The sequence below is a fragment of the Phenylobacterium sp. genome (assembly GCF_013822795.1).
Lineage (GTDB): Bacteria > Pseudomonadota > Alphaproteobacteria > Caulobacterales > Caulobacteraceae > Phenylobacterium.
In genome coordinates, this window is sequence record NZ_PNLB01000003.1 from 174423 (window position 1) to 188684 (window position 14262).

General features: G+C 65.6%; 9 protein-coding genes. 5 read left to right on the forward strand and 4 right to left on the reverse strand.

What is annotated here, in order from left to right:
• Positions 1-207: 207 nt before the first annotated feature.
• Entirely contained in the window at positions 208-2529 is a 2322-nt protein-coding gene (locus tag C0481_RS03910) for an arylsulfatase (protein WP_293400884.1), read from the forward strand.
• Positions 2530-2615: 86 nt separating this feature from the next.
• On the opposite strand, the gene C0481_RS03915 is transcribed toward C0481_RS03910, so the two are convergent.
• From C0481_RS03915 to C0481_RS03925, 4 genes are all read right to left on the reverse strand, one after another.
• Complete coding sequence (locus C0481_RS03915) at positions 2616-2912, reverse strand: hypothetical protein (RefSeq protein WP_293400886.1); 297 nt, start codon at positions 2910-2912, stop codon at positions 2616-2618.
• Positions 2913-4591: 1679 nt separating this feature from the next.
• Complete coding sequence (locus C0481_RS03920) at positions 4592-5776, reverse strand: glycosyltransferase family 87 protein (protein ID WP_293400888.1); 1185 nt, start codon at positions 5774-5776, stop codon at positions 4592-4594.
• 193 nt (positions 5777-5969) lie between these two features.
• Positions 5970-6515 (reverse strand): DUF1254 domain-containing protein, encoded by a 546-nt coding sequence (locus tag C0481_RS21860; RefSeq protein WP_363223129.1) that lies wholly within the window; start codon positions 6513-6515, stop codon positions 5970-5972.
• Between the two features lie 174 nt (positions 6516-6689).
• Positions 6690-6929: a helix-turn-helix transcriptional regulator gene (locus tag C0481_RS03925; RefSeq protein ID WP_293400890.1), complete on the reverse strand. Its 240-nt coding sequence runs from the start codon at positions 6927-6929 to the stop codon at positions 6690-6692.
• 115 nt (positions 6930-7044) lie between these two features.
• Between C0481_RS03925 and C0481_RS03930 the strand changes: the two genes are divergently transcribed.
• The 4 genes from C0481_RS03930 (at position 7045) to C0481_RS03945 (ending at position 14149) form a co-directional block, all read left to right on the forward strand.
• Positions 7045-7524 carry an RNA polymerase sigma factor gene (locus C0481_RS03930; RefSeq protein WP_293400892.1) on the forward strand — a complete coding sequence of 160 codons (480 nt, stop codon included), beginning with the start codon at positions 7045-7047 and terminating at the stop codon, positions 7522-7524.
• Between the two features lie 12 nt (positions 7525-7536).
• Positions 7537-8514 carry a FecR family protein gene (locus C0481_RS03935; RefSeq protein WP_293400894.1) on the forward strand — a complete coding sequence of 326 codons (978 nt, stop codon included), beginning with the start codon at positions 7537-7539 and terminating at the stop codon, positions 8512-8514.
• Between the two features lie 152 nt (positions 8515-8666).
• Complete coding sequence (locus C0481_RS03940) at positions 8667-11735, forward strand: TonB-dependent receptor (RefSeq protein WP_293400897.1); 3069 nt, start codon at positions 8667-8669, stop codon at positions 11733-11735.
• Positions 11736-11776: 41 nt separating this feature from the next.
• Positions 11777-14149 (forward strand): prolyl oligopeptidase family serine peptidase, encoded by a 2373-nt coding sequence (locus C0481_RS03945; RefSeq protein ID WP_293400899.1) that lies wholly within the window; start codon positions 11777-11779, stop codon positions 14147-14149.
• Positions 14150-14262 lie beyond the last annotated feature (113 nt).

Consider the following 14262-nt stretch of genomic DNA (forward strand, 5'->3'; position numbering starts at 1 on the left):
TGAAGGTTGTCCATCAGGCCAAACCCGCGGAAACCCGGTCCGCCACCGAGCCTGAGGGTCCGGGTCGGGCGAATCCACCACGTCTCCTAGGGGTTCACCCGGTCGCCCGACCCAGACGCCGCGGGCGATGGTTGCTGGCTAACATGGCCCGTGGTCGCGCGTTCGGCTCGATCTAGGCACATCCACACATCGCTGCGGAGGCCCCAGATGCCCACTAAGCCGTTCAAAGGTGTTATCAAACTCGACGTTCGCGACTCGAAAGCCGACTGGGAGCCCTTTCTGCCGCCGACGGCGCCCAAAGACGCCCCCAACATCCTGATCGTCCTCTACGACGATACCGGCCAGGCGGCGTGGCAGCCCTACGGCGGGGCGATCAACATGCCGACGCTGCAGAAGCTCGCCGACAATGGCCTGACGTACACGCAGTGGCACACGACGGCGCTCTGCTCGCCCACCCGCTCCTGCTTCATGACCGGGCGCAACCATCACCTTAACGGCATGTCGAGCATCACCGAGACGGCGAACGGCTTCCCCGGATGGTGCGGTCGCATTCCCGAGAACTGCATGTCCTTCGGGACCATGTTGCAAAAGAACGGCTACAGCACCTTCTGGCTGGGCAAGGACCACAACGTTCCCGAACAGGACATCTGCTCCGGCGGGCCGAAGTCAGAGTGGCCGCTGCAGCAGGGCTACGACCGTTACTACGGGTTCCTCGGCGGCGAGACCAACAACTGGTACCCGGACCTGGTCCAGGACAACGCCTTCATCGACCAGCCCTATCAGCCCGAGGACGGCTATCACCTGTCGAAGGACCTGGTTGACCAGGCCATGCAGATGATCCGCGACCAGAAGGCGAGCAATCCCTCCAAGCCCTGGTTTACGTGGCTGTGCCCTGGCGCCAACCACGCACCGCACCATGCCCCCAAGGAGTACGCCGACAAATACGCCGGCAAGTTCGATGAGGGCTATGACGCCTATCGCAAGTGGGTCGTGCCGCGGATGATCGAGCGCGGTATGCTCCCCGCGGACACCAAGATCGAAGACTTCAACTTCCTTCCCGAGGGCATCGCCAACGCGGGCGACTTTGTCCGCCCGTGGTCCGAGCTGAACGACAAGGAGAAGAAACTCTTCTCGCGCATGGCCGAGGTCTACGCCGGCATGTCGGAGTACACCGATGCGCAGGTCGGCCGGCTGATCGACTACCTCGAACAGAGCGGCCAGCTCGAAAACACCATCGTCATCTACTGCTCGGACAACGGCGCGTCGGGCGAAGGCGGCCCGAACGGCTCGGTCAATGAGAACAAGTTCTTCAACAACTATCCCGACGAGCTCGACGAGAACTTGAAGTACCTCGATGTTCTGGGCGGGCCGGAGACCTACAACCACTATCCGACCGGCTGGGCGGCGGCCTTCTCGGCCCCCTACAAGATGTTCAAGCGCTATTCGGAATACGCCGGCGGCACCGCCTGCCCGATGATCATCTCCTGGCCGAAGGGCATCAAGGCCAGAGGCGAGGTGCGCAACCAGTATCACCACGCGGTGGACATCGTGCCGACGCTGCTGGAGTGCATCGGCATCAAAATGCCCGACGTGTTCCGCGGCGTTGAACAGCATCCCCTGTCAGGCGTCTCGATGAAGTACAGCTTCGAGAAGGACGGCCCGACCCAGAAGAAGCGCCAGTACTACGCGATGCTCGGCACGCGGGGCATGTGGATGGACGGCTGGAAGGCGGCCGCGATTCATGCGCCGCTGACGGGCACCGGCCATTTCGACAAGGACGAGTGGGAACTCTACCACGTCGAAGTAGATCGCTCGGAAACGGTCAATCTGGCGAAGGAGCATCCCGAGAAGCTCAAGGCGCTGATCGACGCTTGGTTCGAGGAAGCCGAAGCCAACAACGTGCTGCCGCTGGACGACCGTAGCGCCGCCGAGATTCTGGGCACCGAACGCCCTTCGACCGAACCGCCGCGCGAGCGTTACATCTACTATCCGGGAACCGCTCCAGTGCCGGAAGGCGTGGCGGTCAATGTTCGCGGACGCTCCTACAAGATCATCGCGGACGTCGAGATCACCAAGGATACGTCCGGGGTGATCTTCGCGCACGGCTCACGGTTCGGCGGCCACACGCTGTTCATCAAGGATCGCAAGCTCCACTACGTCTACAACTTCCTCGGCATCAAGCCTGAGCAGAAGTTCATCTCCGGTGAGCTCAAGCCAGGCAAGTACGCGCTGGGCATGGAGTTCATCCGCGAGAAGGAAGGCGAGCACGGCGAGTCGCTCGGCAAGACCACGCTCTACGTCAACGAGGAGGTCGCAGCGCAGGGCGAGATGAAGACTCAGCTCGGCAAGTTCACGCTGTCCGGGGACGGCCTATGCATCGGTCGCGATAGCGGCGACGCGGTGAGCGAGGACTATACGACGCCGGGCGAGTTCAAGGGCGGGACGATCTACGGCGTCGCCGTCAGCGTGGAGAAAGAACAGTACGTCAATCTCGAGAAACTTGCCGCCGCGGCGATGGCGGTCGACTAGGCACAGGGGGCTGTGTGGACGCGCGGACATCAACGGCTGCGGTGCAGGGTTGATGTCCGTTGCGTACGGCTCCTACCCTGCCTGCCTCAAGCCACTTCCTTCTCCGGAATCGGGCGAAGCAGAGATGAGATGAGACCTTCGTTGGGCCGATAGATCGGGCGGAAACGATCAACATTGTACCCGCGCCGCCCATTTGCGAGGGCGGCGGGATGGCGTGGATGTTGCGCCAAGGTGACATTCGTACGACCGACCAAGTTCTCGAAGATCGTGTCGATCTGATAGAGCGCCCCCTCGGTAAGGCGTTCGCCAGGCAACCACAGGCCTTCGCGCGCCTGCGCGTCCACGCATTCCACCCACATCCCCGGTTCAATTTCGACAGACATGCCTCAGCTTCCTCGGACCAGGCGCCGAATTCGCCACGTCGCCGTCAGGAAGTCAGCTCTGCAGTTCGTCGCATGGGCAGAGGCACCGCGCAGCGCGCGCGCATGAAACTGGGCCGAGGTGAGGTCGCCCACAGCCCAGCGACGCAAGGTGGCGGCGTCGGTCAGGATCTCTTCGCCGAGCGAGACGCTTTCGACCTCGCCATTCAGGTCCCGTCCTTCAGGCCTGCCAGAAGGTGGCGACAGATCCCTGCAGCGGGTCCAGGTCGCCTCAGCGTTCGTGTCAGGAGTAGCCAAGCACCTGTTCACGAACCGCTGGAGTAAATCTGCCTCCCAAGGGTTTGCCCTCGGCGCGGCCGTTTTCCTTACAACTCAACGTATAGCTATGGCACTCTATCAATAAGGCATAGATGCGGGTGATTTACTCGTGCGAAAGTTTCAGGTGTTCGGCTTATTAAATGACAAGGCTGTCTCGCGCGCCGAGATTGCCGCTAAGGACCCGGACGAAGCCCGCGGGATCGCTTCAAGCATGTTCGGTCAATGTCCCGTCGTCGAAGTTTGGGAGCAGGCGGTACTCATCGCGAGAATTCGGCGCGATGGCACAGCAGCGGCATGTTGAGCCTTCGCGTTTGGCCACGCTTGGACGTCGGCCATAGGCTGAAGCGCCAACCCATATGGGACGGCGGCAAGAACATCTCTCAAGCCTCACTATCTCGCCGAGTAGACAAGCCTAGACACGCTGCTAGCGTTCAGGCGGAGCTTGATTGCAGCTCTTCTTGGCGGCCGTACCCCACGGCAGTCGAGCCGACCGAACGTGCTGGCGAGTGGCTTCATCAGCCGCGGCCCGACCCAACGCCAGCACGTTCGGCCGCGTCTATTGCCGACCCCTGGATGGTACCGGGTGTGCATCCTTCTGTACTGGGAACGGTCCAAGCCCCTGGCACGGAGCTGACGCAGCGGGCAGTGGCGGCCGGAAACAGCCGGTTGGTCGGGGCGCGGGCGTGAGGCGGCGGGAGAGTCTCATCACGCCCGGCACGTCGACAGTTGGCGGGACCTTCCTCGTGGCCGATCTTCGCCAAGGTTCGTTACCCACCCTGCCCAGCCGCTCGCGGAGTCGGCTTCGGGGCACCCATGTCTGAAGCGGCTCTGAGGTCGGCTCGGCGCCATCAGCAGAAGTTGGGGCGCAGCCGAGAAGCAGACCCTAGACCAGGTCCGCTTGCGGGAGCTCAGGCCCGACCGCTTCCGTCCGATTGTGTTGAAAAAGGCCGGTTGAAGCGATGACGCGGGCCTGACTCACTCTCCTTGGGTCGGGAGAGACGGCGATGATGGGCGAGCGACGGATCGACCGGCCTTTTCAACACAATCAGCCCTGAGCGGACCTATAGCCCGGACAAAATCTCCGCGACCTGAGGACAAAAGTTCTGACCGCGCGGGACAGAAACTCACCCGGATCGCCGCGCTCGATCGTGTTCCTGGGACAAAAACCCCGCTCACCGGGCCAGCAATTCTGACCTGTTACAGCACAAACTACATCCTCAAGTTCAGCCTCGACTTCGGCGACACCTGGGTGACCGCCGCAACAATGGCCAAGGCAACCTATTTTACCGCTGACCGGGTTGGCATGTGGGTCGAGACCTTCGGCACCTTCACCGCGCCGGCCAGCCGCGCATCGACGCCTTTTACTACGCCGACCCGGACTTCTTATAGGCGGGTTGCAGTGTCGGCCCGCTTGGCGATCCGCCCGCCGATGACGCCATGCCGATGCGGCGCACAATCGCCCAACCGACCAGCATGATCGGCGCCATGTAGAGCGCGCCCACCAGGGTCACGAAGGCGGGGTGCCGGATCGCCCAGATGCTCAGGTCGATCGAGAGCGACAGAAGCGCGACGCAGAGGATCATCGTCCAGTCCCAGCGCCGGGTAACGAGGGCCGGCGTGATGACGACGAGGTAAATGCCCCAGGCCAGCGGGGCGCAGATGATCGAGAGCCAGATTCCGAACGCCAGCGCGTCCAGGCTGCTCGGTTTCGCGCGCCAGGCATAGGCGAGGCCCGCAAGGCAGGCCGACAGGGCAACTGGCAAGGCGATCATGCCCAGTCCCGCGCGGCGCAGGAAGCCGCTGAGCGAAACTTCGTGGGCAAAGACCGTGCCATGATTGTCGCGCGCGATGGCGGCGAGCCACTGGTCATAGACCTGCGGGCCATAGAGCAGCACCGGCAGCGCGCTCAAGGCGATGGCAACCAGCGCGGCGATCATGACCGGACGAAAATGGCCTGAAGCGAACAGAACCATGCCGCAGAGCGCAAAGTTGGGCTTGATGGCGACGAGAATGCCGAGCAGCACGCCGGCCAGCGTGAGGCGGTCGGATTGCAGGCTAAGCCAGATGCCGAGACCCAGCGCCAGCAGCAACGTGTAGATCTGACCCATGCCGATCCCGCCGAGGCCGAACACTGTGATCAGCCAGACCAGTTGCACTCGGGAAAGATCGAGGCGGCGGTCGAGCGCGAAGACGCAGGCGAGATGCAGGGCGCCGAAGATGACCACCCACAGCGCCGCGGCGAAAGTGACCGGCAGCAGAGCGAACACCTGAAACAGCGGCAGCGCGGCCGGCGGGTTCATGTTCACTTCGTGGACGAAGGACGGAAACTTCGGTGTGAAGACCAGCGGATAGTTGAGGTAGGGATCGAGGCCCGCGCTCGCGGCGCGGCCGGATTCCCAGAACGATCCGAAGATCACCACGGCGTCGGGGAAGAACAGCTTGGCGACGACGAAGCCGACAAGAGATGCGAGGAAATAGGCCAAGGCGCCCATCAACACGAGCCGACGTGTCAGCCAAGGGGCCAACTGTTCGAGAACTTCCACCCGCATCAGAGCCCCCCCTCCAGTCTGGTGTCGGGAGGAAATGTCAAAGGTGAACGCTTTGCAAGCGGATTAACCACCGAGCCGCGGGCCTGTCCCGGCACGGTACGGCCGGCGGCGGTCCGGGGCGAATTTCCAGTGTCGATCGCTCAGAGCGCACCGTGCGGCCCAACTAAGTCGTGCGATGGACGAGCGCCAATGATCACGATGACCTCGCGAGCCACGCGGGTGGGCGGCGGCGTGCCGACCTCAGCCAATGGATAGAGGCCAATCGAGCCGAGCAGCCTGACCAGAGCGTCGGGGCCCTCGCCAGCCTTCGGCGTACCGCGCGCCAACATAAACACCCGCCCAGGTCCGGCACGGCACGGCCAGATAACCCCGGCGCCGCGCCCGTGTGTCCTGGCGGCAGCAAGAGCAGCCTCGCGCCCCGCGCCGTCTCGCCCGGACCGATGTCCAGCACGGCGCGCTGCCAGTAGTCGACAATCCCGCCCAGCACGCCGGCCGGGGCGTCGATCACGAAAGGTCCGGTCGCGGCCAGGTCGATGACCGAGAACCTGTAGGTCGACACGTCGTTGCCGGTCGGGAAGAGCTGCTTGGGCGAAGGGGGGCGGCGCCCTCGCCCCCCGACTACGACGCCACGCTCAGGCCTGAGGCGCTCAGGGGCGATCCTGCTGAAATCGCGAACTGTTCCGAGGCAGACTTCACGTGAGGCCGCATTGCGCCATCCCCATGTCCGGTATGGGGGCAATCAGGTTTGAGCCGGCCGCTATCCTTCCGCTCTCCACCCGACGCAGACGCACTGGATTTAGGTTCCAGCGCGGTCCGAAGAACGGACGTCGCCAGGGACCGCTAGGAGCCCGTTGCAGACATTGATGGCTGGCCCTGCGACTCTTGCGTGTCAGGCGTTTCCGAAGCGTGGGCCCTACCGGTCCGCTCGAGCAAACCGAACGCCTTCGCCCTTTTCACTCGCGGGCGAAATGAACTCGATGCCGGCCCTGAGCAATGCCTTTTCGACGGCCGAGAGAGTGCTCATCTTCGTATCGACCAGCTCACGCTCCAGTCGATTTACTGCGTTCACCGACACAATGGCCTTGTCAGCGAGCATGTGCTGAGACCAGCCCAGCAACGCCCTTGCAGCCCGAATCTGCGCGGCAGTGACCATGCAGCGTATGGACCGAGAATCGCCCTCAGCGCGCCACTATTAGGTATCTTTACCACCTTATAAGGTGTAATTTTCACCCTTAGAGTTGACTTGCTGTCATCAAGAGGTGGATCTGATGCCGCGTAAGTTCCAGAGTAGGGCCGCTTCCGGCTGGGCCAAGTTCGCTAGTGCAGCGCGCGATGTTCTCCTTAATCGACGCACCACCACCGGAGCCGACCTCACCCAAGAAGCCCTCCTCCGCGCTCTAAGCTCCGGCGCGGTCGCGCGACATCCGCGCGCGTTCATCGCCCGGATCGCACGCAACATCGCAATTGACGAAGCCCGGAAGCTAAAGGTTCGCGGCGGCGCCGCACTCCAGATCGACGCCCTACCCGACCACATCGCCCCATGGGTCGGGCCCGACCAGGAAACGGCCCTGCTCCTGAAGCAGGTCATCATGGGGCTTCCCGAACTCTACCGGGACGTGTTTATACTCTCCAGGTTCCACGGCCTCTCCTACGAGGAGATCGCCCGCGAACGCGGCCTATCCGTAAAGGCCATCGAGTATCGCATGTCCCGAGCGCTGGCCCTCTGCCAGGAGGCCCTGCGCGACTAGTAAGGCGGAGCCATGAACGGCAGGGACCCCATCGCCAAAGAGACCCGCGATGAGGCGGCCCGCTGGTATGCGCGGCTCAACACCACGACGGTGACGACCGAGTGCCTACGCGAGTTTCGGGCCTGGAAGGAGATAGGCGACAACCGCGAGGCCTATGCGGACATCGACGCCTTCTGGCGGCGCGCCGAACAGCTGAAAGGCGACCCGGACATCGCCCAAGCGGGCCAGGATGCGCTGGAGCGGAAGTCAAAGCCTGGCCCCTTCAAAGGCCCTGGCGGAAAAGGCGCCTTGGCCGTCCTTCTCGCGGTCGGCCTTGGCGCGGCCGTCGCCTACGGCTATCGCGCGTACACGGGCGAGCCCTACAGCACCGAGATCGGCGAGCAGCGCCTGGTGCGATTGGAAGACGGCTCCCGCGTTCGCCTCGACACCGACAGCCAGCTGAAGGTCAAGCTCAGCAAGGCAGAGCGAAGCATAGAGCTGACGAAGGGCCAGGCCTTCTTCGAGGTCGCCCACGACCCTTCCCGCCCCTTCATTGTCCACGCAGAGGGCACGTCGGTCCGCGCGCTTGGTACGCGCTTCGACGTCCGCCGCTCGACCGGCAAGGTCCAAGTGACTCTGTTGGAAGGAAAGGTCGAAGTCGCGACCGCACTGACCTCTGGTCCATCGTCATGGATCCTCGCCCCTGACCAGCAGATCACCCTTCGCAAAGGAACGGCCTCGCGCGAGTTGGTGGACGCGGCCGCGGCCACCAGCTGGACCAGCGGTCGCTTGGTCTTCCAGAACCAGTCGCTGCAGTCGGCCATCGACGAGGTCAATCGATACAGCCGCACGCAGGTCGTGCTCTCCGACGCTGCGCTTGGCGCCATACCGGTCAGTGGCTCGTTCGAGAGCGGCGACACCGAAGCCTTCGTTGCGGCGGTGAAGAGCCTGCACAACCTGACGATCCAGGAGCGGACGGCGCGCGAAATCCGGCTCGCGCCGGCCGCCTGACCCCGTTTCCGATCTGCCGAAAGAAAAATGACAGGCGCCATTTAGGGTAGAGGGTGTCGTGAGCCGTCTATTCCCGTGAGGCCCGCCAGACCGGGACCGCCCGCCAGGTCGGCGAGCGCCGGCGAGAGATCGGGCCCCGAGAGGGGAAACACGTGCACAGGACCAGCCTGCTGGCCGCCACGGCGCTAAGCGCCGTCATCACCGCCGGGTCGCCGGCCATCGCCGCGCCGGCGATCACCTTCGCCATTGAAGCTCAGCCGCTGGACACGGCCCTGCTTGTCTACGCCGCCCAATCTCGCCGCCAGGTGCTCTTTCACCCGAGCCAGGTCTCCGGCCGCAGCGCGCCTGGGATCAAGGCGACCCTCAACCCTGACGCCGCGCTCGCTCGGCTACTGGCCGGCACTGGCCTGCGGGCCGAGCAGAGCGGCCCCGATGTCTTCGTCTTACGGCCGGCGCCCACGCCCGGCCGGACGGGGGCGCCTCGCGGTCCCGGCGACCCACCCGCAGGGGACCGCGAGGCGAACGAGGCGCCCGCGCCTGGTTCGGCGCCGGACGCATCTTCCGCCGCCCATGAGAGCGTCCTACCCGGCGCGACGGCCACCCTGGTGGACGAGGTGATCATCACAGGCAGCCTGATCCGGGGAGCGGACGCTCCCACCTCCCCCCTCATCTTGCTGGGCCGTGACGATATCGATCGCACGGGCGCCGCCACCGTGTCGGACATGCTCGCGGACCTGCCGCAGAACTTCGGCGGCGCCGGATCTGCATCGACGGCGATCCTCGGGACAGACGGGCGTGGGACCAACGACCTGGCCTCCACGGGCGTCAATCTACGCGGCCTGGGGGCTTCGGCGACGCTCGTCCTGGTCAACGGTCGGCGGATGGGCGGCACCGGAACCAAGGCGGACTTCGCCGACGTCTCGGCGGTCCCGACCGCCGCGGTCGAGCGGATCGACGTCCTGCTTGACGGGGCGAGCGCATTGTATGGTTCCGACGCCGTGGGCGGCGTCGTCAACATTGTCCTGAAGCGCCGCTTCGAGGGCGCCGAGACCCGTCTACGGCTAGGGACCTCGACGCAAGGCGGCGGCGAGGAAATCCAGGCGGCGCACACCTTCGGGACCAGCTGGACGGGCGGCGACTTCGTGGTCTCCTATGAGTATGGCCGGCGCTGGGGCCTGAAGGCGTCCGACCGCCCGTTCACTGCAAACTCGGACCTAAGGAGCCTTGGCGGGACAGACCACCGGGTGATCTACAGCCACCCGGCCAACATCCTGGTCTTGGACCCGGCGAGCGCATCCTACGTGGTCGGATGGTCGGTGCCTCCAGGGCAGAACGGCGTGGGGCTGCGGCCGTCGGACTTCATCGCCGGCGTCCCGAACCTGCATAACCAGCGCCAAGGCGGCGACGTCCTGCCTAAGGATGAGCGTCAGGGGCTCTATGTCAGCCTCGTCCAGGATCTCAGCTCCAACGTCCGCCTGGTCGCCGACGCGCGTTACAACCACCGCCGCAACGAGATCAATCGACCGAGCCCCATCTCGGCCTTCACCATCACCCGCGCCAACCCGTTCTTCGTTTCGCCGAGCGGCTCGGCCTCGCATGTCATCGGCTACTCGTTCGCCGACGAGATCGGCGCCCAGTCGAGCTATGGCAGCTCCAAGAGCCTGGGGATCTCCGCCGGGCTCGAGATCGACCTTCCGGCCGACTGGCGGGCGGACGTCTATGGGGCGATGGCCAGCGAGCTCGGGGAGCGCGACAGCCGCAACCTGATCAACTCGCGCTTCCTGAACGAGGCGCTCGGGGCCATTCCCGACGACCAGACCACTGCCTGGTCACCCGTCCGCGACGGCTATTTCAATCCCTATGGCGACGGCGGAGCGAACAGCCGCTCGCTGTTGGCGTTCCTGGCCAGCGGCTATAGCCGCAGCCGCAATCTCTCGACCGTGCAGACGCTCGACGCCAAGGCCGACGGGCCGGTCTGGACGCTGCCCGGCGGCGAGGTGAAGGCCGCCATCGGCGTGCAGGTGCGGCGCGAGCGGTTCAAGCCGCAGACGACCAATCTGGTGGCGACCGCCAGCCCGGTCCGCGTCGGCGGAGAGACCTACAAGCGCAGCATCGAGGCCGCATTCCTGGAACTGCGCGTGCCTCTGATCGGCGAGGACATGGATGTACCGCTTGTGCGTCGGCTCGAAGCCTCGCTGGCGGGGCGGGTCGAGCGATACGGCGACTTTGGCCAGACCACCAATCCCAAGCTTGGGCTGCTGTGGGCGCCGACCGACGCCCTGACGCTTCGCGCCTCGTACGGGACCTCGTTCCGGGCTCCGAACATGCCCGAGCTCTATCAGCTGGCCAACAACTCGCCGGTGCTGAGCCAGAGCACAGGCGGCCAGGTGCTGAGCATGCTGATGGGCGGCGGCAACCGAGACCTCGAGCCCGAGAGCGCCACCACTTGGTCGTTCGGGTTCGACTACGACTCCGAGGCGCTGCCGGGGTTGAACCTGTCGGCCAGCTGGTTCGACGTCGAGTTCACCGACCAGATCGGCACGCCTGTGCTCACCGACCCGGCTAATGCGCTCAAGAACCCTGCCTTCGCGCCCTTCGTCACCTACGTCGACCCACGTAACAATCCAGCCGATCTCGCCAGGATCAGGGCCCTGATGGCCGCCTCGACCTCGGCCAACATCGGCCTGTTTCCGGCCGAAGCCTATCGGGCGATCATCGACGCGCGCTTCGTCAACACAGGCTCGGTGCGGGTACGCGGGATCGACGTCGCGGGCTCCTACGGCTTCGACCTTGGCCAAAGCCAATACGATCTGGCCCTGTCGATGAGCTACCTGACGGACTTCGAGCGCCAGTTCACGCCGAGCGCGCCGAGCATCGAGACCCTGAACCGGCCAGGCCAGCCGGTGGACCTGCGGGGTCGCTTTAGCGCCGCCTGGTCGCGGGGCGACTTCGGCGCGAGCGTCGCCCTCAACTATGTCGACACCTACAAGTCCGAGACCGGCGCGAAGATCGACGCCTGGGCGACCACCGATCTGCAACTGAGATGGGCGCCGCAGATCGCGGTCGGCGGCCTTGAGGGTCTCAGTCTCGCGCTCAATGTGCAGAACGTGCTCGACGCCGATCCGCCCTTCTACGACGGGCCGACCGGCATCGGCTACGACCCGGCCAACGCCGATCCGCTCGGACGCTACGTCTCGCTGCAGCTGACCAAGCGCTGGTAGGCCGCAAGGCCCAAACCCTAGCCAATCAGGACGCCTTTCCCATGCGCCTTGCTTCGCAGGTCGCGGCCCTGTGCCTGGCCGCGATCGCCACCAGCGCCAGCGCCCGCAGCTTCTCGGTCGCCGATTTACTGGCGGCTGAGGAGTTCGGCCAGATGGCCTTCACGCCAGATGGCAAGAGCCTTGTCTTTGAGCGGCACACGCCGTTCAAGGACGCGGGGCCGTTCGAGTACGACACCTATCCCTCTCTCCGACGCAGCCGGCTCTATGTCGTCGACGTCGAGAGCCAGGCCACGCCGCGCCTCCTGATCGCGGCGGGGCCTGGTGAAGGCCATACAGCGGGCCCGATCTCGCCGGGCGGCGGGGCCATGGTGGTCCTTCGCCTGAAAGGTCGAGAGTGGGAAGCCGGCGTCGTCACGCTCGCCACCGGCAAGGTCCGATGGCTTGGGGTCACGCCGGAGCTGGCGCAGCTTGGCCAGACCATCGCCTGGCGGTCGGACGATCAGCTCGTGATCGCGGCCCGCCGCTCCATACCCTTGCGCCTAAGGTCCGGCTGGCGGGCGCGAGAAACGCTTTTGGCCCAATGGTCGGCAGCAGCCAGGGGCGCGACTGCAATCAGCGAGGTCGCTTCCTCGAGCGCCTATGCCGGCGTTCGCAGGCCCGATGATGAGGGAGAGCTGTTGCTCGTCGATCTGCCGAGCGGCAGGCGGCAGGTCCTGGCCCATGGCGACATCTACGATCTGGCGATCTCCCCAGACGGGAGACAGGTCGCGGCCATGACCAACCTGGAGGCTATCGCGCCTACGCCCTCTCCCAGGACGGTCGCGACGGCCAACCGTCGCCGTAACCTCATCCTGGCCGACCTGCAGACCGGCGCGGTGGCGACGCCCTGCGCAGACTGCGACCTCTCCCCTAACCTGATCTACTGGTCTGAAGACTCTCGCCAGATCCTGGTCCACGGACGCCGCAGCGGCGAGGCGCAGGCCAAGCTGCTGCGGCTCGCAACCACAGGCGCCGCGGCCCTGCACACCGGGGACCTGCAATTCGTATTGGGCCAGACCAGCGAGGGACATGTCATCCCGCCGGCCAGCTGGATGGGGGCGACGCCGATCGCCCTGCTGAAGCCGCTAGGCGGCCGCGCCGATTGGTACGCCTTGGGCGATGCCGCGCCGGTCAATCTCACTGAGCACCTTCCCGTAGCGCCGTCCCCACGGCTGCTGGCGCAGGAGCCGGCGTCGTTCGTCGTCGCCAGCGCCGGCGCGCTCTGGCGGGTCGGGCCAAGGCGAGCCGAACCTGTGGCGACCCACGCGTCGCCCCTATCCCCGCAGGGGTTTTCCTTGAGCAGCCGCGAGCGCCAGACCGCGCCGGCGCCGGTCGGTTGGTTCTTCTCGACCAAGGATGGATCGCAGCGGGCGCATTCTACAGCCGGAGATATCGCCCCACCCTTCGCCGGCCAGGCCTGGAGCACAGCCTTGACCGCAGGCGCATACGCTCGCGTGTCGTCTAACGACCAGGGCGGTCTTGACCTCGTCCTCGCAGCTCCTCGGCCGCGAGTGGTGATGTCGCTCAATCCCCAGTTCTCGGATGTCGAGTTCGCCACTGTGCGGATCATCAAGGATCGGGCGCCCGATGGAGCGGCCTTGGAGCACTACCTGCTCCTGCCGCGGCATCCACGCGCCGAGCGCCCCCCGCTGATCGTCGTGCCCTATCCTGGCCTCTTGGCCTATCCGCCCCCCAGACCCTACGGGGGCGGGACCGGTCGCTTTCCCGCCAACGCCGAGCTGATGGCGAGCGCCGGCTACGCCGTCCTCGTGCCAGCCCTGCCCCGGCCTGCGGGCGGCGAGCCCGCCGCTGGCCTGGCCGATCAGATCCTCGCGGCCGTCGACCTTGTCGCCGCGAGGGTCGGAGGCTTCGACGCCTCCCGCCCGATCCTCTGGGGCCAGAGCTTCGGCGGCTACACCGCGCTGATGGCGGCGGCCCAGAGCGAGCGGTTCTGCGCCGTGATCGCCTCGGCCGCCGTCACCAACCTCGCCAGCGCCCGCGGCGTCTTCGATCCGCACGCAGAGGCGCGGCCGCAGGATGGGATCAGCGCTTACATGGTGGGTTGGTCGGAGGCTGGGCAGGCGGGCCTGGCCGCATCGCCCTGGGAAGCTTCCGAGCTCTTCGTGCGCAACAGCCCGGTCTTCCAGGCGGACAAGATCACCGCGCCGGTTCTGCTCATCCACGGCGACATCGACTTCGTGCGGCTCGGGCAGGCTCAGGAGATGTTCAGCGCCCTGGCGCGTCAGGCCAAGGACGTCACCCTCATCACCGCCTATGGCGAAGGACACATCGTCTCCACGCCTGGCAACCTGAAGGCCGTCTACGACCGCGCTTTCGCCTGGCTGGAGCGACGCACTCAGTCAGCGTCGCCCTAGGGCTAGAACCAAGATGATCTCCCTCGCATCACCACTCCCAGCCGCTATGAGCCGTCGAGCGGAGCCGTAGGGATGCTCGCGCGTTTAGCGCAGGACGGCGCAGTAAAGGTTGT

What these genes read in the sequence shown, in the direction of transcription:
- C0481_RS03910 (WP_293400884.1), top strand. Translation starts at nt 208, where the DNA reads ATGCCCACTAAGCCGTTCAAAGGTGTTATCAAACTCGACGTTCGCGAC.
- C0481_RS03915 (WP_293400886.1), bottom strand. Translation starts at nt 2,912, where the DNA reads ATGTCTGTCGAAATTGAACCGGGGATGTGGGTGGAATGCGTGGACGCG.
- C0481_RS03920 (WP_293400888.1), bottom strand. Translation starts at nt 5,776, where the DNA reads ATGCGGGTGGAAGTTCTCGAACAGTTGGCCCCTTGGCTGACACGTCGG.
- C0481_RS03925 (WP_293400890.1), bottom strand. Translation starts at nt 6,929, where the DNA reads ATGGTCACTGCCGCGCAGATTCGGGCTGCAAGGGCGTTGCTGGGCTGG.
- C0481_RS03930 (WP_293400892.1), top strand. Translation starts at nt 7,045, where the DNA reads ATGCCGCGTAAGTTCCAGAGTAGGGCCGCTTCCGGCTGGGCCAAGTTC.
- C0481_RS03935 (WP_293400894.1), top strand. Translation starts at nt 7,537, where the DNA reads ATGAACGGCAGGGACCCCATCGCCAAAGAGACCCGCGATGAGGCGGCC.
- C0481_RS03945 (WP_293400899.1), top strand. Translation starts at nt 11,777, where the DNA reads ATGCGCCTTGCTTCGCAGGTCGCGGCCCTGTGCCTGGCCGCGATCGCC.